Source organism: Nostoc sp. PCC 7107 (assembly GCF_000316625.1).
Taxonomy (GTDB): domain Bacteria; phylum Cyanobacteriota; class Cyanobacteriia; order Cyanobacteriales; family Nostocaceae; genus Nostoc_B.
Genome location: NC_019676.1, coordinates 1,868,388 through 1,888,556 on the forward strand (window position 1 = coordinate 1,868,388; position 20,169 = coordinate 1,888,556).

Here is a 20,169-nt window from a genome sequence, read left to right on the forward strand (position 1 = left end):
CAGGTATTCTCAACAAGACCTATCAAATGATAATGTTACCTAAATTCTACCAAAACTGCTTTCAAAATGTACTGACACCCGCACAGTACAAGATGCTAGAAATCTTACTAATGCTATTGCAATTTCATAAAACTGTGACAATTGAGAAACTAGCAACAGTATTTCCACAACCGATAAAATTTGAAAGTCGGAGGCGGAGTATACAAAGATTTTTACTACTACCTCAGTTGTCGATTCCATATCTGTGGTTTCCCCTGCTCAAACGATGGGTGAAAAATAGTCTGAAAAGAGGAGAGAAACGGCTAATATTTGCGATTGATAGAACACAATGGCGTTCACAAAATGTATTTGTAATTAGTTTAATAGAACAAAAAAGAGCAATACCTGTGTACTGGCTATTGTTACCTAAAAAAGGATGTAGCAATTTGGGAGAGCAGAAAAAATTAATTCGTCCACTATTGCAGTTATTTAAGGGATATCAAATGCTGGTACTGGGAGATAGAGAATTCCACAGTATAAAACTAGCAAATTGGTTACATAGCAAGGGCATTGACTTTGTATTGCGTCAGAAACAAGGTACTTATATTCGGCAAGAAAACCAATCACACCAACGCTTACAATCTTTGGGATTAACTCCTGGCATCTCGTTTTTTTTGACAGGGATTCAAGCAACTAAACAGAAAGGGTTTGCCAATTTTAATCTCGCCGGATATTACAAGCGCAAATATCGTGGAGTTGTTGAGCCTGCTGGCTGGTTTTTATTAACTAACCTTGATAGTCTCAAAGATGCCATTAAAGCATTTAAGTTGCGGAGTGGTATCGAAGCCATGTTTAAAGATTGTAAAACTGGAGGGTATAATCTCGAATCTACTTATGCTGATGGTCAACGTTTGATAGCACTGATTTTATTAATTGCTATTGCCTATACTTGTGCTATTTTAGTTGGTCGTAATTCTCGCTCCTCTGGACTACAAAAATATGTTGGTCGTCTGAAGGAGTTACAACGATTGCACCGCCGACATAGTGCTTTTTGGATTGGTTTGTATGGTCAGTTATGGGTAGGGGCAATGGAATTTTGGGCTGATTTAGCTCATGAATTGATGCGCCTCAAGCCCAGTAAACTGCCATATTTTCAACAAGGTCTACGGGCTATGACTCTTATCCAGTCTGCTTTATAACTTTTTTGTCACCCCTTCAGTTGATGTACTTCAGCTAATTCTTGAAGAATTCCAAGAAATTCATCTTTTGTGAATACCGTTGGTAAATATTTAGATTTCTTTATATTTACCGCACATACTTTTAAACCTAATCTCTTAATAATTCTTTGTAGAAAAATATCTAATCCTTTAAATAAGGATGTTTTAGGGAAAATTATTGATAATACTAAGGAATATACAAAAAATTCTATTTAATCTTCCCGTGAAGGGTGATTATATGGAAGAATTCGGTATAATATCCAAATAAACTATTTAAGAAAAAAGTTTCCTGTAGATTTAAGACAATATATAAGCTGTAATGCTTGATATATTAGGTTTGAAAAACATTATACAGAAATTTTCCGTCTAACAAATAGTTATGCGGCTAGTTTCTGAGTTGAGGGGTTAAACAGAAGGTCGGGGTAGAATAGCCAAGAAGATAAATATTTTTCTAGAGTTATGATTAAATATTTTGCTTATGGCTCAAATTTAAACTTGGAAAGGTTGAAAAGTAGAGGGGTCACAGTATATGACTCTGAACAAGGAACCCTTGAAGACTGGAGACTGGTTTTCAATGTAATAGATGAAACTTTGATAGGTGCAGGGTTTGCAAACATTGAACCTTGCAAAGGTTGTAAAGTCGAGGGTCTAATATATTCAATCAGTGACTCATCCATAGCTAATCTAGATAAGTTTGAAGATCATCCAAGAGATTATATGAAAGATTATGTGGATGTCATAGATTGTAATGGTGAGAAGATCAAATGTTTAACTTATATTGCACAAAAAAATAGAACACAGCCCAGTCTTATGCCAACTGAAGAATATCTTAACCACATACTAAAAGGTCGAGAATGGTTCAGTGAAGTGTATTATCAGAATCTTCTAAAGGTTAAGAAGTCTCCATGAATGACCTCATAGCTTTCCTGCTAGGATTTATATCAAATTTTATAACATCTGCACTTTTTCTAGCTTTCTTGAGAAAGATAAAACCTCAAATTTTTATCTCTGACTCAATCGCAAAAGGTAGAAGTTCAGATAACAAAGTTGAATATATGTTTAAAATTATAAACCTTACTAAGCGTGATGTAATTGATGTAAAAGCAGAACTATTTTTAATTAAGCCTTTTCAAGTAGACGGCGGATTTATACGTGAATTTTGTCATGTTTCTTTAATTACTAGTAGCTTAATGGAAATCAAAGGTATTAATAATCAAAAGAGTTTTACAGACTATGACTTTTGCTTCAAAACAAGGGATAACTTAGAAAGCAATTGGAAAAAAGGGCAATTTCTACTATTCAGAGTACAAGTCACAGACTCAGTTTCAGGATTTAAGAGAGTATTTTCCAGAGAATTTTCTAGTTTGGGGGATATAAAAGAAGGTGAGTTTGAAATAGGCAAATCTAAAGTTGTCAAGAAGCTAGTTCATAATTCTCGGAGGCAATGAGTTTTATGGTTTAATTTGAGACTTGTGTCTGATCGATGTAAAAACTTGGTTGACTCGGAGTAGCAGAAGGGGTCAGTATTCCAGAAAAAATAAAATAGGTTTGCAACACCGGAATGCTGCTGAATATTAAATACAGAGAGCGATCGCCCCAAACATGATCAAGTTGGTGTCGGAAGTGCGATCGCATCCTCCCCTATCCCCTAACTAACACGAGACATCATAGTAAGCAGTCCTTGTTGTCCTAGCAGGATTTCTCGCACCAAACTGAAAATCCCTACCCAAATAATCGGGGTAATATCGACCCCACCGATGGGTGGTACTAGCTTACGTAAAGGCAGCAAAAATGGCTCCGTAGGCCAAGCTATCAGATTGAAGGGTAATTGATTTAAATTCACTTGCGGAAACCAAGTGAGAATAATGCGGAAAATAAACAGGAATGTCATCAGTCCCAACAGCGGGCCGAGAATCCAAACGGTCAAGTTAACGCCAGTCATCGGTTTGAGCTACTAGTTTTGAACAAAGAAAATGCTGAGAAGTCAGTCAGGAAGTTTTAAGCTTTGTCAAGCAATATATATATTTTATTGCAAATGCTAGTCAAGCAATTTTAGATTTTAAATTTTGGATTAATAGCACGTAAGTCTCGAAAAATACTAGTTTTGCGTCTCTAGCTGCTCAGATCTAGTTTTACGACTCATACCAAAAGGCTTCTCAAGGAAGTACTACACTATTAGAATTATGATGAAGTGTGTAAAAAAAGGTTGAGAACAATGACACCATCTTTAGCAAATTTTCTTTGGAGTCTGGCTTGGGGTACTGCGATCGTTGTTATCCCTGCTACCGTTGGGCTAATTTTCATTAGCCAAAAAGATAAAATCCAACGTTCATAATTCTTTGGTGAGTCAGTTTGACTCTAATACCAAATTGTCTGTCAGTTATTTACCCAATTGCATTAACAGTAGCAATCTTCCTAGTGAGGACAGGGTATACTTAGCTGACAGACATCAATTTTTATTTGGCTGGCAATCGATAAATAGCTGCCAATCTTCTGAGCCAGAAGCTTTGGAGCTTAACTATATTGTGATTAATTAAAGTAGTGATTTTAATTGTGACTCGCTAACATAGATTGTGATATTGGGATAAAGAACAATGCTAAATTTTGGGCTGAACTCAGCCAGTGTTCTGGCTCAGGTCAATGTAGGGACGAACTCAGCCAGTATTATAGGAATATTCCTGGCTGTGGCTGGGGCAGCGCTGTATTTTTTGCGGACTGTACGCCCAGAACTTTCACGAGATCAAGATATATTTTTTGCAGCTGTCGGCTTACTCTGCGGCTTTATTCTGATTTTCCAAGGATGGCGGTTAGACCCGATTCTGCAATTTGGTCAGTTGCTTTTAGTTGGGACAACAGTGTTTTTTGCAGTTGAAAGTATTCGTTTACGCAGCATTGCTACGCAGCAAGCCAAGCGCAACACTCCAATTGTCGATAGAGAACGAGAAGTCAGCGATAACTATTCCTATAAGCGACGTAGAGACTATGAGGCTGAGGTAGAAGACGAATACGAACCACTACCTTATGAGGAAGAAGAACCGCCTGTTCGCCCCAGAATTCGGGCTGGCAAAGATGAACGCTCATCTCGTGATGATTATTATGAGGAGCAACCACCTCGTCGCGCTAACCGCCGCACTAGCACTGGTAATGAACGGACTGAAACAACGGATAAAAATCGACGACGGACTTCTACACGTTCAACAAGTCGTCCATCTGAGAGATCTGACGATGAAAGTTGGGGTTCATCTTCTGCTAGACAGGTAGATGATTGGGAAAATCCCAGTGATGAAGTGAGAAAATCTTCTCGTCGTGGTAATAACAGCACTCAGCGTCCAGATAGTCGGGAAGATGATGTTCCAGCTAGACAAAGAAAACGTCGTCCACCTGCTGAGACAAATTCTCGCCGTGAGAGTGCAGATGATGATGCGATCCCAACTGATTATGTCCCATATAAGCCGATTGACAGGTCTGATGATGAATCAGATAATTCAACTAATTTTGATGATGTATAAAAATGTTGGGATAGATGTAAGCTAGAGGCGATGTAAAAAATAACAGTTGAGGTGAATAAATTTACGCCTACTTTGTGGCTCCAAAGACCGATTCATTGGAGCCTGATTTTTGGCTTAATCAGCTTACTGGTATCTTGTGGTACTGGTGAGATTCCGCTTGGGCCTACTTCTTTGAATAGTCGTTATACGGAAGAACAACCGACGTTAAGTGGCAACGGTCGGTTTTTAGCATTTGTCTCAAATCGTAATGGGAGTCATCAATTATTGGTGTATGACTTGCAACAACAAATATTTGTCAGAACGCCGGGTTTAAACCGTTCGGAGACAATCAGTGAAAGTCCTAGCTTGAGCTACACAGGGCGTTATATTGTTTATTTAACTAGCGACCAAGGTAGACCAGTGATAGCTCTTTACGATCGCGCTACCCAACAATCACAAGTCATGACTCCTGTCTATCGTGGCTGGGTACGAAATCCGGGTATTAGCCCTGATGGACGTTATGTTGTTTTTGAAACGGCCAGCCGTGGTCAATGGGATATTGAAGTTTTAGACCGTGGCCCTAATGTTGAATTAGATATTCCCAATGGTGCTACTGTGAATGCGCCGAATTAAAGTGTGAAGTATGAAGTATGAAGTGTAAAATTTTGTCCTTTGGTAGCTCACTTTTTGACAAATGACTATTGACCAATGACCAATCGCCCTATTTTTATACCGATATTTGCTTGCTGTAGTTTACTAACTGGCTGTTTTGGTTATCCCCGGTTGGTGAGTTATCCGTTTGATCCGGGAGGACAGAGTATTAATAGTTTGGCTTCGGAATTAAATCCGCAAACTTCGGGGAGATATATTGTGTTTAGTAGCGATCGCCGGGGTAGCCAAGATGTTTATATGTTTGATACCCTGACGCGTAATTTAATTGATTTACCAGGTTTAAATGCTTTAGATACGATCGCCTCTCATCCTAGCGTTTCGGAAGATGGTCGTTATGTTGTGTTTGCGGCTAGTCGTCAGGGGCGATCGGCTATTTTTGTTTATGACCGCGAAACTCGCCAATCGCGCAATTTAACTAATAATTTGCAAGCAGAAGTTCGTAATCCCACTATTAGCGCTGATGGTAGTCGGATTGCTTTTGAATCAACTAATAACGGGCAGTGGGATATTTTAGTTTATGACCGTTTTGGGCGACCATTAGATATACCCCAAGACCCTAGATAAAGTCTGAAGTCTGAAGTTTCAGCCTTTAGACTTCAGACTTTGTTTGTTGTACTGCTTCGATAAGCGATCGCACTTGTTCAGTGCCTTCAGATGGTTCAAAAGATAAGGGGAATTTACCTTTGGCGATCATTCTTAATCCCAGAGGAGCAAGACTAAGTAATCCTCTTAAATCACGGAAATAATTACCAACTACTTGTAAACCAAATTGGCGTTCGTCAATCCAACCCCCTTCTTTTACCAACTCGACTAAAACTTTACGGTGACGAATGGAACGGGTATCAGCTTTTTGTTTGTGTGAAAGAATTTCTTGTTTAATTTTGGTGATTTGTTCTAGGGGTGCTACTTCCATTGGACAAACTGAATCGCAATATAAACAACGAGTACAACCCCACACTCCTTTAGTACCTTCGTTGTAATTTTCTAAGCGATTTTCTGTGGTGCTATCACGAGAATCTGCAACCATACGATACGCTTTAGCTAAAGCATGAGGGCCGACAAAATCAGGATTAACTTCACGGGCATTGCATTCAGAATAACAAGCACCGCACATGATACAGTTACCAGTTTGATCGAGGAGCGATCGCTCTTGGGGTGTTTGTAAAAATTCTCGTTCTGGGATTTGTCGTGCTGCTGTACTTATATAGGGAGTAACTCCCTCCAAATTATCCCAAAAACTGCTCATATCTACTACTAAATCTTTAATCACAGGCATATTACCCAAAGGTGCAACCGTGATTTCTAAATGAGGATTTGCGGTATTTGTCAACGATTGTATTTGTTGTAATCTCGCAATTTCGCTGCCAACGTTTTCTTTGCAAGCTAAGGCTGAACGCCCATTGATTCGCATCGCACAGCTGCCACAAATGGTATTGCGACAATTTTTGCGAAATGCTAATGTGCCATCCTGCTCCCATTTAATTCGATTTAAACAGTCAAGGATTGTATTACCAGGTTCTACCTCTAGAGGGTAAGTTTGCACAACAGGCGCAGAATTTTGTTGCTGCCGAATAATCTTAAAAATAACTTCCATTGCCACCAACCAAAGTCTTAAAATTGCTTTACCAGCCTCAAAAATTATAAGTAAAGGCTAGTAGGTGCGAAAATTGAGCTATACTCTTGTTGCTCTTAATTCAATGCCTAGTGTTAAAAGGCTGATGAGTCAAGAGCCACTGATTCTAGTTTAAGGATAACCATTAAAATTTTAGTTGTATTAGCACCATGTCCGAGATTTATGTTAAGCTCTAAGCCCTACTCCTAAATAGGCGATCGCAGCTTGTTGTTCACCTTACCTGTTTGGAAGTTAAAAACAAAAAATTTTTGGGGAGATTAACTCCAGTTAATTATCTACATAACGAAAATATTCCCATTTAATACACTTCATCTGCTTAATACATCTTTATATCAATAAAGCCCATAGCTCAAATCTACTTATTGCAGAAATCAGGGAAATAATCACCAAAGGTTGATTTTTTTGGTGATAGGGAAGTGTTAAAGCTAATAATAAACCGATGAATTTTTCTAAAAGTGAGGCAGCAATACGTATGATAGCTAATAAACTCGCATAAAAATCCTGACTGCTTGTTACCTCGTTAAGCTAAATGATTTAGATAAAAGTTTGTCTGGAAATTAAATTCAAACTTAAACAATTATTTTGCTATTATTAGTCCATGCTAGTATTTAATATAAAATTACGAAGCAACAAAACTAGTCTTAATCGTCGTACAAGCGCGATGACCACTACTTTGTTTTTTCGTAACATAGAGACATAAAATTTTCTGTCTCTATATCTCGGACAAAAGGTGTATGTCCAAGAGAGCATATTCAAATACTATGCTGTCTTAAGCTTAAGAGGAAGAACGGTTGAAACCTACAAATCAAGAGCAATAAAGGCAAGCACTGAAAGTGGAAAACCTGCAATTTATTGGGTCTACTTCTGATTGAGAGTAGAAACAACCTCATTTGTAAAGGTGGCTTAAAGTTACACCGCTACAGTAGCGCCAAAAGAAAAAATCATTTCGTTTTCAATGGCGAATCATGGTTAAAAGTGCCGTAAAATCACCAAAATAAATGCCTGTGACAACCTTAACCTTAAATCTGTTGCAGGTAAATATCATAAATAGGCGCTTGTGGCTCTTATATCAGTAGCAATTTAACCCTTCCTTAAAATTTTGAGCATCTTTTTGCGGATACTCAAAAGTTAAATACTGGCATTAGACTACATAGTTTATCAGTTTGGAGAGAGTAAGGATAATTTGAGCGTAATGACAGAAACTGCAACTGCACCATTAACTGGAAAAGCACTGCTTGCTAAGGTAAAAGAACTTTCTAATTTACCCAGAAGAGAGAGAGCAAAACAGTGTGGCTATTACACTGTTACTAAGAATAATCAGGTGCGCGTCAATCTAACTGATTTTTATGACGCTTTACTATCGGCTAGAGGAATTCCCTTAAGTCCAGAAGCACCTAAAGATGGCCGTGGCCGCGAACCGACATATCGGGTTAGCGTTCATCAAAACGGTCAAATTGTGATTGGTGCAACTTACACCAAAGCAATGGGTTTAAAGCCCGGAGATGAATTTGAAATTAGACTGGGATATAAGCATATTCACCTGATTCAACTAGGTGAAAGCGATAAAAAAGGCATCTCCCCAGAGGATATTGATGAGGTAGATGAAGACTTAGACGAAGAAGAGTAAATTGGTCGATGGTAGGGAGAAGTTACAGCTAAATCCTGAAACTATATATCCCTACTACAGAAGCCAATAACTCTGTTTAAGAATTCTGTACTAATAAAACGATACGATTAGACATGTTGCTCAAGCCACAAATCTTAGTAGAGTCTTGAAGATAAACCGAGAAGTCTATCGTGTTTTTTTTATTTGTTTTAGCAAATTTTTTTCAGCCATCAGTCAACTCCTTACTGTCATTTCTCGAAAATGCCTCAGTACCAGTTGTTTTGATGGCATTTTTTATAAGTTGGGTAGTATGTTGGTTGCCGTTAGCAGTCATATCTGCTATTTACGTGGGTTGGAGACCAACAAAACCTTTGCAGCCGGAGCAAAAGTTACCTCTCATAGTGACACTTTATTTATTAGCTCCCTTGGTGCTTTGGGGCGTAGTTTTGCTATGTAAAAAGTCTTTCGCTGATTATGGGTTAATCCTAAATACTTCCCTGCTGGGTGGCTTAGGATTGGGTTTTGGTTTGGGATTACTCAGCCTAGGTGTGATGTTCGCTGTACAGTTTTGGCTGGGTTGGTGTGATTTAGAAAAGTCTAATATTAAGTTATTACCAGGTATATTGCTACCAATTTTCTTAGTAGCGTTATTGGTAGGTGGTATTGAAGAATTAGTTTTTCGCGGTTTTTTGTTAACTGAATTAGAGCGAGATTACCCAATATGGATAGCAGCTGCAATTTCTAGCGCCATTTTTGCAGGGCTGCATTTAGTTTGGGAGCAGCAAGAGACCCTACCACAAATACCTGGACTGTGGCTGATGGGAATGATGTTAGTGATGGCGAGAATAGCAGATAAAGACAGTTTGGGTATAGCCTGGGGATTACATACTGCTTTAGTGCTGGCGATCGCTACTATAGATACAGCGCAATTAATAACTTATACAGGCAAAGTGTCAGAGTTGTTTACAGGTAAGCACAAAAAACCCCTGGCTGGGTTAGCAGGGATTTTTTGTGTTCTAGGAACTGGGTTAATTCTTTTTATTTATAAGTAAACTTTGTAAACGCAAAAGGGCGCTGAGATCAACGCAGAGTATTTTGGAAATATAGTTATTTAATATTTTTTAAGAGTGAAAAATGCGATCGCACCCCTCATTCTACCAGTGCGATCGCATTCATTTTGTTCTACCCTAACTAAACAAGTGCAACTGAGCAATAACAGTACTCACCAAATGATGGGTAATTGGCAGACTATCAATGACCATTGCTAAACATAACAGCATCATGTAGGAGATGGAATAGAGAAATACATCTTTGGCTACAGTGCGGTCTTCTGGCTGTTGCAATAAACACCAAGATTTGCGGATAAATAATCCGCCTAAACCAGATGCGATCGCCGCATAAATAATCCCACTGGCGTGTAAGGGATAAAACAATAACAGGGTGGCGATGACTGTAATGAGGGTATAATACCAAATTTGCTTGACTGTGGCTGTCGCGCCCGCAATTACTGGGAGCATGGGGATGCCGACTTTGGCATAGTCATCACGAATCATCAACGCCAGCGCCCAGAAATGGGGAGGAGTCCATAAAAAGACAATGGCAAAAATTAACCACGCAGGCCAGCTTAAGGTATTTGTCACAGCTGCCCAACCTACCAACGCCGGAATTGCCCCAGCTGCACCACCAATGACAATATTTTGGGTGGTGTGACGCTTGAGCCAGTGGGTATAAATCAGTATGTAAAAAACGATGCCAGAAAATGCCAGACAGGCTGCCAATAAATTAGCAAACACTGTTAGTAGGGTAAAAGAAAGTACAGCCAAGGCGATCGCAAAAATTAGCGCATCCCTTGGCTGCACTCTGCCAGAAGGCATAGGACGATGGCGCGTCCGTTCCATGTCGTAATCAATATCTCTGTCATAGATACAGTTGATTGTCTGAGCGCTGGCCGCAGCCAGAGTACCACCAGTCAGAGTGACTAACAACAGTAATGGGTCTACTTGTCCCTTTGCTGCAACCCACATACTCCCAGCCGTGGTAATCAAAAGCAAGGGAATAATTCGCGGTTTAGTTAGCTGGTAATAGCTTTGAATTACCTGGAGGAAGGTTTCGTGGTGGCGAGAGACATTAGTCTCAATCATCTTGGTTCTATTTCCTTAATTGTCAACAATGTGTGTTTAGTCTTAGCTCTGTCTGGTTGTGGAGAATGATCCGCCCAGAATATCTTTGCTGGGGTGATAATCTTGAACCTTGCCGTTTCTGGATTTGAAGCGTCAGTGAGTGGCTAGTGTTTGAGAAACTGAGGCAGAGGTGAAGATAAAAATACTTTCACCAGTTCTAGTTACTGGAGATGCGATTAATTACTAATGACTAATGGCTAATGTCTTATCACCATTAGTCATCAGTCATCGTAGCGATCGCATCAGTTTTCCCACAAACCAGTATTAGTTAAGGATTCGAGCCTTTGGCTGGGGTATGCAAAGAATTTGTCGCCAAACCGACAGACAAACTGTTGATTTCACGATTAGCCGCCCAATCACGCAATGCGAGAACAGTAAACCCGACCAAAGTTCCAAGTAAAGCCGCACCGATAGCTTGGTGCGAGACAGTTAGCGGCTCGACTTGCAGATGCAAACGAAAAGTAGCAACGCCCAACAAAATTTGTAAGACCAATAAACCACCAGCCATATTTGCTAGTCGCCGCAAAGCTGGATGGAGTGCTGGTGTGCGCCAAGAAATTAAAACTACGGCTAGGGTTGCTACTGTTGGCGGTACTAACCCAAAAATATGGCTGTACATCACGCTGCAAAGTTCAGATGTGCCAAAGCATTGGTGTAGCGCCCAGCGAGAGCCGACTATAGCACCTAGTAAACTCTGCACATAAACCAACACAGCCGCAGTTAAACCAATCCAGGGTAGTTTCCCGGCATTACCAGTTCCCTGATAGGGAGCCAGAGCCGTACCAACAACTAGTAGGGTGGTGAAGAATAACAGTGCTGTTCCCAAATGGGCGGTAACGATGTCAAACCGCAGCAGTTCAGTGACGGTGAGTCCTCCCAAAATGCCTTGAAACACGATTAAAAACAAGGCAAAGCTTGCAGCCCAAGGCAACCAGACAGGCAAAGAACGACGGTGCCACCAAGATAAACCAGCAAGTGCGATCGCGCTCACACCAATCAAGCTTGCATCCAAGCGGTGAAACCACTCCAAAAACACTTGGAGATTCATTTGTTTGGCTGGTACTAGTTCCCCGTAGCACAGCGGCCAGTCTGGGCAAGCAAGTCCGGCATTCATTACACGGGTGGCAGAACCAATAGCCATTAAAATCAAGGTGGCTATAGACATTCTCCACACCAAGCGACGAATCATTTCCTTCGGCTTTTGTTGCTCAACTGCCGCATCATTTTGTTGTTTTAGGACAAATTCGTTCATGAACGATTCCTTATGCCGATCTTGGTAGTAGCTCTCTTAAAATTTCTAATTTTTTCGTACCAACCCATTTCCACCCTAGCGTATACAGCCAAGTTTAGAGATGGGGTTTCACTTATTACTTTGAATCACTTCTGATGGTTTTAGTCGGAAGCTTTAGGTATTTTTCAAGTTGTGGGCAATAAGCAGTTGACAAACAATTTTCTTAACCTAAATTTTTTCTTAAATTTTTCCAATTATCACTATTTATCCTTGTCAGTATCTAATAAATCTCTTTTACTCAGAAATAGTAAAGTGGCTGAAAAAATTAATAAAAATTTCAGACCATTTGGCTTTATGTTTAATAGCCTAGACTACCTTAGTAAGTGGGCAGGTTTGAAAAAACGTAATCAATTAATTTAAGTAAGCCGTGAAAATTCCAAGTTCAATCTGGACATTACTGATTGGCATCGTACTAACGTTGACCAGTCTTTGGTACGGTCAAAATCACGGTCTGTTGCCGACAGCAGCCTCCGATGAAGCCATCTTAGTTGATGGTTTATTTAACTCGATGATGACCGTTTCCGTAGGTATATTTTTGATTGTTGAAGGTGTTTTAATCTACTCTGTATTTAAATACCGTCGGCGTGCTGGTGACAATGAAGACGGGCCACCAGTGGAAGGCAATGTACCTCTAGAAATACTCTGGACGGCGATCCCCGCAATTATTGTGATTGGTATTTCTGTTTATAGCTTTGATGTGTATAACGAAATCGGTGGCTTCGATCCCCACGCTGTTCACGAAGCGCCAATAAATCAAAGTTCGATGAGAATGCCCGGAGCCGCTCTTGCCGCTACCTTGAGTGATACTCCTCCCAGCACCGCACCCAATCTCAATCAAGAAAAATCTGATGCGGCGATGCAAGATCCAGCCACCGCCGCTGTGCGGAATGCTGATCAGATTCCCCAACTTCGGAATGCTCCTGGTGTGGGTAGTGTAGCTCCGACTCTTGGCTCCAGTCCTGACAAAACAGGTAAGTTGCCAAGTTTAGCGGTTAATATCACTGGCCTGCAATATGCCTGGATTTTTACTTATCCAGAAACCGGCATAACCACAGGTGAACTGCATGTTCCTATTGGCCGGGAAGTGCAAATCAATATGACAGCTAATGATGTCATCCACGCTTTTTGGGTGCCAGAATTCCGCTTGAAACAAGATGCGATTCCTGGTAGACAGAGCGAAATTCGTTTCACTCCCAATAAAGTTGGTGATTATGCGCTAATTTGCGCTGAACTTTGCGGCCCTTACCACGGCGCGATGAGAAGCCAAGTGGTGGTGGAAAGTCAAGAAAATTTTGACAAATGGATGCAGGAGCAGCTTGTTGCAAGTCATGAAACCTTGAATAAAGCCGTTGCTGTGAATCCAGCCAACCTCACCCCAGATGAATTTCTCGCTCCTTACACTAAGGAAATGGGAATTCAGCCAGAAATTTTACATCAAGTTCACCATTTGTCAGTCAACAGTAAACAGTAATCAGTAAACAGGTTGATAACTGTTCAATGACAACTGATAACTGAATAACTAACTCCTATGACACAAGCCCAAATACAAGAAACAGCCAATTTCCCGGTGCGGGTTGATGAGCCGGGAGCCAGAAAATGGCGAGACTACTTTACCTTCAACACTGACCATAAAGTGATCGGGATTCAATATCTCGTCACTTCCTTCATTTTTTATTGCATTGGCGGTGTTCTCGCTGACTTGGTGCGAACAGAACTACGCACTCCCGAAGTAGATTTTGTCAGCCCAGAAGTATATAACAGCCTGTTTACGCTACACGCCACAATCATGATTTTCTTGTGGATTGTACCAGCAGGTGCCGGGTTTGCCAACTATTTGATTCCCCTGATGATTGGGGCTAAAGATATGGCATTCCCCCGATTGAATGCTGTGGCTTTTTGGATGATTCCTGTTGGTGGTTTATTACTGGTTGCTAGTTTAGCTATAGGCGATGCGCCAGATGCCGGTTGGACTTCTTATCCTCCCCTCAGCTTGGTGACAGGCCAAGTAGGTGAAGGGATTTGGATTATGAGTGTGCTGTTGCTGGGTACGTCGTCGATTTTGGGGGCGATAAATTTTCTCGTCACCTTAATCAAGATGCGGACTCCAGGAATGGGAGTACATCAAATGCCCCTGTTCTGTTGGGCGATGTTTGCTACTTCTGCACTGGTTTTGATGTCAACACCAGTCTTAGCCGCAGGTTTGATTTTGTTGGCTTTTGACTTATTAGCAGGGACAACATTTTTTAACCCGACTGGTGGCGGTGATCCCGTGGTTTACCAGCACATGTTCTGGTTTTACTCCCATCCGGCGGTTTACATCATGATTTTGCCTTTCTTCGGGGCAATTTCCGAGATTATTCCCATACATTCTCGTAAACCAATTTTCGGCTATAAAGCGATCGCCTACTCATCTCTAGCAATTAGCTTTTTGGGTCTGATAGTTTGGGCGCACCACATGTTTACCAGTGGTATTCCTGGTTGGTTGCGGATGTTTTTTATGATCACTACGATGATCATTGCTGTACCCACAGGGATCAAAATTTTCAGCTGGTTAGCCACGATGTGGGGTGGCAAAATCCAACTCAACTCAGCCATGCTATTTGCCATTGGTTTTGTTGGCACCTTTGTAATTGGTGGTATTAGTGGTGTAATGTTGGCGGCTGTACCTTTTGATATTCACGTTCACGATACTTATTTTGTCGTGGCTCACCTCCACTATGTGTTGTTTGGTGGAAGCGTGTTGGGTATTTTTGCCGCTATTTATCACTGGTTCCCGAAAATCACGGGACGGATGATCAACGAATTTTGGGGTAAGGTTCACTTCGCACTGACAATTGTTGGTCTGAATATGACCTTCTTACCTATGCACAAGCTAGGAATGATGGGTATGAACCGCCGCATCGCCCAGTATGATCCCAAATTTACCCTGCTGAATGAAATCTGTACCTACGGCGCGTACATACTTGCTGTTTCCACCTTTCCCTTCATCATCAATGCGATTTGGAGTTGGATGTATGGTGAGAAAGCAGGTAATAATCCTTGGCGAGCGCTGACCTTAGAGTGGATGACAACCTCTCCACCAGCAATTGAAAATTTTCATGGTTTCCCCGTATTAGCTACAGGGCCTTACGATTACGGCTTAGAAAGAGCTAATGAAGGTGTGCCATTATCCGATCCCAATCCTTTGTTATCGGCTGGCCCCAACTCAGTACTCCGTGCTGAGCCTGATGAGTCATATCCCACCATTGAATCTGACCTGGAACAACGTGTTTCCGGTAATAAAGATTAAGGATGGAATAGGAGCTAGGGATGAGAGGCTAGGGATCTAGCATTCTCGCTCTCAAAATTCTCTAGCTCTTAGCCATACTGCATTTTTCATACTTTACACTTAATAAGATTCATGCAAAGTCAAACCATTGACCCAGCTAAAACCGAATTAAATCATCATCATAATACAGCCACAGTTGCTCATCACGAAGAACATCCAGATCATCGCTTGTTTGGTTTGTTTGTTTTCTTGGTGGCTGAAGGGATGATTTTTATGGGCTTGTTTGGAGCCTATCTCGCTTTTCGTTCGACCTTACCTGTGTGGCCTCCCGCAGGCACACCAGAATTAGAATTATTACTTCCTGGAGTCAATACTGTCAATCTAATTGCCAGCAGTTTTGTTATGCACAATGCTGATACGGCAATTAAAAAGAATGATGCACGAAGTGCGCGGATTTGGTTAGCCGTTACCGCCGTGATGGGGGCAACTTTTTTGGTGGGTCAGGTATATGAATATACCCATCTAGAATTTGGTTTAACTACCAATTTATTTGCTAGTGCGTTTTATGTTTTGACTGGTTTCCACGGATTGCACGTTACCATCGGCGTTTTAGCAATTGTAGCGGTGTTGTGGCGATCGCGCGTTCCCGGTCACTATAGTAACGAAAAACACTTCGGTATTGAAGCAGCAGAAATCTACTGGCACTTTGTAGACGTAATTTGGATAATTTTGTTCGGATTACTGTATTTACTGTAGGTATTAATTAATTACCAAGTTGTTCACTCCACGCGAATAACTTAAAATTGAACCCCCTTTGGGGGTTTTTTTATACTGAAAAAGGTGCAATATTCACTGCACCTTTTTAATCTTAACTACCTATTGCTATTTTTTCGGCGCTATGGTCTCCTCGATGGAGAAAGAGATACTCAATCAGAAATTGTCTTGTATTACCTACTTGCATTATCATCTGCGCTACGTTTAACGGTATCTGGATAGATGGAACCCCATTGTTTGACAGCTTCTGCTGATTCCTTAGCAATTCTTTGAGCGCGTTTACCAGGTTCATCTTCAGTTTGACGAGCTTCTCTGTTCCATTCACCAGTAGTTTTAGGCCTATCAGCTTTATCTTGATGTACTACTCTATCGAGTTCTCTGGTGACAGCTTTGCTGTTACCACGCTCAATATTAGCGTTTGTTGTCAAGACTAAAAATCCCACTAGCACTACAGCTACAAACCGCTTGACTTGAAGTTCATTCAGTAGAGAACTAATGCGAGAAAATGCCTGAGAAATCAAACTTATCATGGACTGTACTCCATTATCTTGAGGTTTTTGGAACTAATCAGCTTTATTTAAATACATATCAAAACTATCTTTAACAAAGGTAAATATTCCTCTAGCAGAAGTCATAGCTTGCTGATGGACAAGAGTACATATTTAATCTTGTACAGTCTGAACTTTGAATTACTTTATCTAGAAAACATCTATCTTAAGTGCGATCGCTCTCAAGTAGAGTAAACTTCTATTCAGTGCAATTCCACAGTGCAACTTGCTGTCTGAGTTCTTCTATATCTAAATAATCATGAGCAAAAGCTTTGCGTAATAACGAATGAGGAATAAATTCATCATACTTTTGCATTTCTGGCGCTTCGGCTGTGCTGACTAAATCTTCTGCGGAAATTCTTTGCTCACATAATGAAGCAATTTCTGCTTGCAGATATTTAAACTTACCTTTGCCTAATTTCAAAATCAAATAATAAGGGTTAGTTCCCCCAATACTACTGATTTCTAAAGATTCTCGACAAAAAGAATTGAGCAATCTTTCTAAGGTGCGATAAGTTACTGTTCCCACCCAAGGAAAAATACAGTATTTATTTTTGTCTAATTGCAATATATTTGATTTTGCTAATCCAGCAGATTGGACTAATTCTCTGACTATTTTTAGACGTTGTTGAGCATTTTTTTGTAAATAACTATATTCCACGTCTTCTAGTAAAACCTGCCGCATTCGTCGTAAAACTTTTGTATGAATACTACCGCCAGCACCACGCCAATAAACGGTAGCTTTACCATCTACTTGTTTAGCTAAAACCACCTTTTTTTTCAAATCAACTTCTAAAACTTCCCAAGTGCGACCTGCTAAACCAAATTGATTACCTACAGGTGGTGGTGTGACGATACTACCAATTTCTGTCGTACCTTGCTTGACTACATATTCTTGATGATCAGCAAATACAGCATAGAACTGAAATCTTCCAACTATCTTTTCACCAGCCAAGCCGATAATTAATTTACCTTGCTCAGTTTTCTGAATATGATTAATATCAATTAAATAACGTAATAATAATTTAAAATCTTCTTGAGTAATTGCTGCAAACGGGGGAAATTTTAAAACTTGTTTTGCTAAATTAGCCGGAGATATTTCCCCTGTTGCTAATAAAATACTCATTGTCTGATGATAAAGCAAACTAAAAGGATATTTAGGTGGTGTTATCGGTTCAATCCAACGTTCTTCTAAATACAGTTGAATAATAGCAATACACTGTAGCAGCTGCCAAGGAATTTGCTCTGGGAGATATGCTTCTTGTGATGGTTCATCTTCAACACAGACAAAGCGCATATCCGCCACTGTACCTCTTCTTCCAGCACGTCCCAAACGTTGTAAAAAGCTGGCTACAGATAAAGGTGATTCTAACTGAATGACGCGCTCTAAATTCCCGATATCTATCCCTAATTCTAAGGTGAGTGTCGCCGCAGTTACAGCAGGACGATGAGGTTCTTGCATAGCTTTTTCCGCAGCTTGGCGCAAGCTTGCCGATATACTACCGTGATGTACGTGATAAATATCTGGTCGTGCTTGTGCTTGAGCAATTTGACGTAAGGAAGCAATTACAGATTCAGTTTGAGTGCGGTTATTTGCAAATATCAGGCATTTTTTATTTTGGCTGAGATTAAAAAGATAATTATCATATATATCTGATGAATTAATATCATCACAAAGATAAAAATGTTCGACAGCAAGTTTAATTTGACGTTTGCTAACTTCAATTTTAGGAGTAATTACTTGTTTGTCAGTTCCTGAACTCAACCATGCTTCTGCTAGTGAATAATCGCCAAGGGTAGCTGATAACCCAATGCGCCGGGGCTGTGATTGAATTGCATTGGCTAAACGCTGCAATTGACAAATAATCTGACAACCGCGTTCCGAACCCATAAAGGCATGAATTTCATCAATGATGACAAATTTTAAACCGCCAAATAATCGCACTAACTCATGATGTTTATTGATTAATAAACTCTCTAGAGATTCTGGCGTAATTTGGAGAATACCTTGGGGATTTTTTAAAAGTTGATTTTTGCGACTTTGAGCCACATCACCATGCCAGTGATAAACAGGAATATCGGCTGTTTTGAGTAAGCCATTGAGGCGTTCAAATTGGTCATTAATTAAGGCTTTAATGGGGCCGATATATAATGCGCCGATGGTATTAGTAGGATGATTATGTAATACAGTTAAAACTGGTAAAAATGCTGCTTCTGTTTTTCCTGCCGCCGTGGCTGCTGCTATTAATAAGTGAGAATTGGTGTCAAAAATAACTTCACAAGCGGCAATTTGCACTGGACGTAATTCAGTCCAGTTGTGATGATAGATATATTCTTGAATGAAGGGTGCAAGTCGATTAAAGGCATTATTCATCTCATGTTTAATCTCATGTTTCTTAGGATATAACTTCTGTAGTTAATAACATCCACTCGATAGGGGTTTCGCTTTCGAGACGATGTTGCATAATAGAAAGATGAAGTTCTTGATACCAAGTACAATATGATACTTGAAATATAGTAGATGCACTCCTGTAACTTTTTCAATTTAGGATTGTTATAAATATTTAACTTGTAGCGTTTGAGGCGATCGCATCATTTTTGTCTCAACTCGCTTGAGTGATTTCCGTATTTTGTTGTAGAGAATTGGTATAACAGCATCTTAAATTGGTAAAATTCAGGTTCAAAGAGAAGAGAATATTCAGACATGGTAGCCGCCCATACAGATTTAAATATTGCTGCTATAGAAGCAGAATATACTCAAAAGTCACCAAGAGAAATTCTGAAATTGGCTTTGGACACTTTTGACAACATGTCAATTTCCTTCAGTGGTGCTGAAGATGTTGTTTTAATCGATATTGCTTCCAAAATCACCAAAAACTTCCGGGTTTTTACCCTCGATACCGGGCGCTTGCACCCTGAAACATACCAGTTCTTGGATAAAGTTAGAGAACATTATGGCATTAAGTTAGAAGTAATGTTCCCTGATGCCGCAGAAGTACAAGCCTTGGTAGAAGAAAAAGGATTGTTCAGCTTTTATCAAGATGGTCATAAAGAATGCTGTGCTGTTCGCAAAGTTAGACCCCTACGCCGCAAGCTAAATACCCTTGATGCTTGGGTGACAGGACAGCGTAAAGACCAAAGTCCCAGCACCCGCAACCATATTCCTGTAATTGAACTTGATACCGCATTTTCCACCGAAGACCATCAGTTAATTAAGTTCAATCCCTTAGCTAACTGGTCTTCCAGCCAAGTGTGGGAATATATTCGCGCCTTGGATGTACCTTACAACAAATTACACGAGCGAGGTTTTATCAGTATTGGTTGCGAACCCTGCACTAGACCTGTTTTACCAAACCAGCATGAACGTGAAGGTCGCTGGTGGTGGGAAGAATCTACAGCTAAAGAGTGTGGTCTGCACCTAGGGAACTTACAAAAATAGTCAGTGAAACTACACAGTAAAGGCGTAATGACTTGCGCCTTTACTGAAAGCAGGGGGTTGAAAGCGAAATTTCC

The 20,169-nt window shown here is 40.4% G+C and carries 19 protein-coding genes; 13 read left to right on the forward strand and 6 right to left on the reverse strand.

Features of this window, described 5'->3' with window-relative positions; genetic code table 11:
* The first annotated feature begins 32 nt into the window (after window positions 1-32).
* The 3 genes from NOS7107_RS08020 (at window position 33) to NOS7107_RS08030 (ending at window position 2,644) form a co-directional block, all read left to right on the forward strand.
* Complete coding sequence (locus NOS7107_RS08020) at window positions 33-1,178, forward strand: IS4 family transposase (RefSeq protein ID WP_015110984.1); 1,146 nt, start codon at window positions 33-35, stop codon at window positions 1,176-1,178.
* A gap of 477 nt (window positions 1,179-1,655) precedes the next feature.
* Window positions 1,656-2,105 (forward strand): gamma-glutamylcyclotransferase family protein, encoded by a 450-nt coding sequence (locus tag NOS7107_RS08025; protein ID WP_015112474.1) that lies wholly within the window; start codon window positions 1,656-1,658, stop codon window positions 2,103-2,105.
* Window positions 2,102-2,644 (forward strand): hypothetical protein, encoded by a 543-nt coding sequence (locus tag NOS7107_RS08030; protein WP_015112475.1) that lies wholly within the window; start codon window positions 2,102-2,104, stop codon window positions 2,642-2,644. The genes NOS7107_RS08025 and NOS7107_RS08030 overlap by 4 nt, the downstream gene beginning before the upstream one ends.
* 200 nt (window positions 2,645-2,844) lie before the next feature.
* Here NOS7107_RS08030 and NOS7107_RS08035 read toward each other — a convergent pair whose 3' ends face one another.
* On the reverse strand, window positions 2,845-3,138 hold the full coding sequence (locus tag NOS7107_RS08035; RefSeq protein WP_015112476.1) for a YggT family protein: 294 nt from the start codon (window positions 3,136-3,138) through the stop codon (window positions 2,845-2,847).
* 273 nt (window positions 3,139-3,411) lie between these two features.
* Here NOS7107_RS08035 and psbX point away from each other — a divergent pair, with 273 nt between their 5' ends.
* The 4 genes from psbX (at window position 3,412) to NOS7107_RS08055 (ending at window position 5,920) form a co-directional block, all read left to right on the forward strand.
* Window positions 3,412-3,531: a photosystem II reaction center X protein gene (gene psbX / locus NOS7107_RS08040; protein ID WP_015112477.1), complete on the forward strand. Its 120-nt coding sequence runs from the start codon at window positions 3,412-3,414 to the stop codon at window positions 3,529-3,531.
* Window positions 3,532-3,790: 259 nt separating this feature from the next.
* A complete protein-coding gene (locus NOS7107_RS08045) occupies window positions 3,791-4,705 on the forward strand; it encodes a Ycf66 family protein (protein WP_015112478.1) in 915 nt (304 codons plus the stop codon).
* Between the two features lie 51 nt (window positions 4,706-4,756).
* Window positions 4,757-5,317 carry a TolB family protein gene (locus NOS7107_RS08050; RefSeq protein WP_015112479.1) on the forward strand — a complete coding sequence of 187 codons (561 nt, stop codon included), beginning with the start codon at window positions 4,757-4,759 and terminating at the stop codon, window positions 5,315-5,317.
* A gap of 75 nt (window positions 5,318-5,392) precedes the next feature.
* Window positions 5,393-5,920, forward strand: coding sequence for a TolB family protein (locus NOS7107_RS08055; RefSeq protein WP_015112480.1), 528 nt, complete (start codon window positions 5,393-5,395; stop codon window positions 5,918-5,920).
* Window positions 5,921-5,945: 25 nt separating this feature from the next.
* On the opposite strand, the gene NOS7107_RS08060 is transcribed toward NOS7107_RS08055, so the two are convergent.
* Complete coding sequence (locus NOS7107_RS08060) at window positions 5,946-6,950, reverse strand: succinate dehydrogenase/fumarate reductase iron-sulfur subunit (RefSeq protein WP_015112481.1); 1,005 nt, start codon at window positions 6,948-6,950, stop codon at window positions 5,946-5,948.
* A gap of 1,231 nt (window positions 6,951-8,181) precedes the next feature.
* On the opposite strand from NOS7107_RS08060, the gene NOS7107_RS08065 reads away from it, so the two are divergent.
* Both NOS7107_RS08065 and NOS7107_RS08070 read left to right on the forward strand, forming a co-directional pair.
* A complete protein-coding gene (locus NOS7107_RS08065; RefSeq protein WP_015112482.1) occupies window positions 8,182-8,616 on the forward strand; it encodes an AbrB family transcriptional regulator in 435 nt (144 codons plus the stop codon).
* A 170-nt stretch (window positions 8,617-8,786) separates the two neighbouring features.
* The gene (locus NOS7107_RS08070) at window positions 8,787-9,647 is read left to right on the forward strand and encodes a CPBP family intramembrane glutamic endopeptidase (protein WP_015112483.1); all 861 of its coding nucleotides are present in this window, start codon (window positions 8,787-8,789) and stop codon (window positions 9,645-9,647) included.
* 135 nt (window positions 9,648-9,782) lie between these two features.
* On the opposite strand, the gene NOS7107_RS08075 is transcribed toward NOS7107_RS08070, so the two are convergent.
* Together NOS7107_RS08075 and NOS7107_RS08080 are read right to left on the reverse strand one after the other, a co-directional pair.
* Complete coding sequence (locus tag NOS7107_RS08075) at window positions 9,783-10,736, reverse strand: heme o synthase (protein WP_015112484.1); 954 nt, start codon at window positions 10,734-10,736, stop codon at window positions 9,783-9,785.
* 307 nt (window positions 10,737-11,043) lie between these two features.
* Window positions 11,044-12,027 carry a heme A synthase gene (locus NOS7107_RS08080; protein WP_015112485.1) on the reverse strand — a complete coding sequence of 328 codons (984 nt, stop codon included), beginning with the start codon at window positions 12,025-12,027 and terminating at the stop codon, window positions 11,044-11,046.
* Between the two features lie 406 nt (window positions 12,028-12,433).
* Between NOS7107_RS08080 and NOS7107_RS08085 the strand changes: the two genes are divergently transcribed.
* From NOS7107_RS08085 to NOS7107_RS08095, 3 genes are all read left to right on the forward strand, one after another.
* Window positions 12,434-13,537: a cytochrome c oxidase subunit II gene (locus tag NOS7107_RS08085; RefSeq protein ID WP_015112486.1), complete on the forward strand. Its 1,104-nt coding sequence runs from the start codon at window positions 12,434-12,436 to the stop codon at window positions 13,535-13,537.
* Window positions 13,538-13,594: 57 nt separating this feature from the next.
* Window positions 13,595-15,355, forward strand: coding sequence for a cytochrome c oxidase subunit I (gene ctaD / locus NOS7107_RS08090; RefSeq protein ID WP_015112487.1), 1,761 nt, complete (start codon window positions 13,595-13,597; stop codon window positions 15,353-15,355).
* Between the two features lie 111 nt (window positions 15,356-15,466).
* Window positions 15,467-16,090, forward strand: a complete 624-nt coding sequence (locus NOS7107_RS08095) for a heme-copper oxidase subunit III (RefSeq protein WP_015112488.1) — start codon at window positions 15,467-15,469, stop codon at window positions 16,088-16,090.
* A gap of 191 nt (window positions 16,091-16,281) precedes the next feature.
* On the opposite strand, the gene NOS7107_RS08100 is transcribed toward NOS7107_RS08095, so the two are convergent.
* Complete coding sequence (locus NOS7107_RS08100; RefSeq protein WP_015112489.1) at window positions 16,282-16,638, reverse strand: hypothetical protein; 357 nt, start codon at window positions 16,636-16,638, stop codon at window positions 16,282-16,284.
* A gap of 217 nt (window positions 16,639-16,855) precedes the next feature.
* The gene (locus tag NOS7107_RS08105) at window positions 16,856-19,030 is read right to left on the reverse strand and encodes a DEAD/DEAH box helicase (protein ID WP_015112490.1); all 2,175 of its coding nucleotides are present in this window, start codon (window positions 19,028-19,030) and stop codon (window positions 16,856-16,858) included.
* Between the two features lie 330 nt (window positions 19,031-19,360).
* On the opposite strand from NOS7107_RS08105, the gene NOS7107_RS08110 reads away from it, so the two are divergent.
* Window positions 19,361-20,095: a phosphoadenylyl-sulfate reductase gene (locus NOS7107_RS08110; RefSeq protein WP_015112491.1), complete on the forward strand. Its 735-nt coding sequence runs from the start codon at window positions 19,361-19,363 to the stop codon at window positions 20,093-20,095.
* Window positions 20,096-20,169 lie beyond the last annotated feature (74 nt).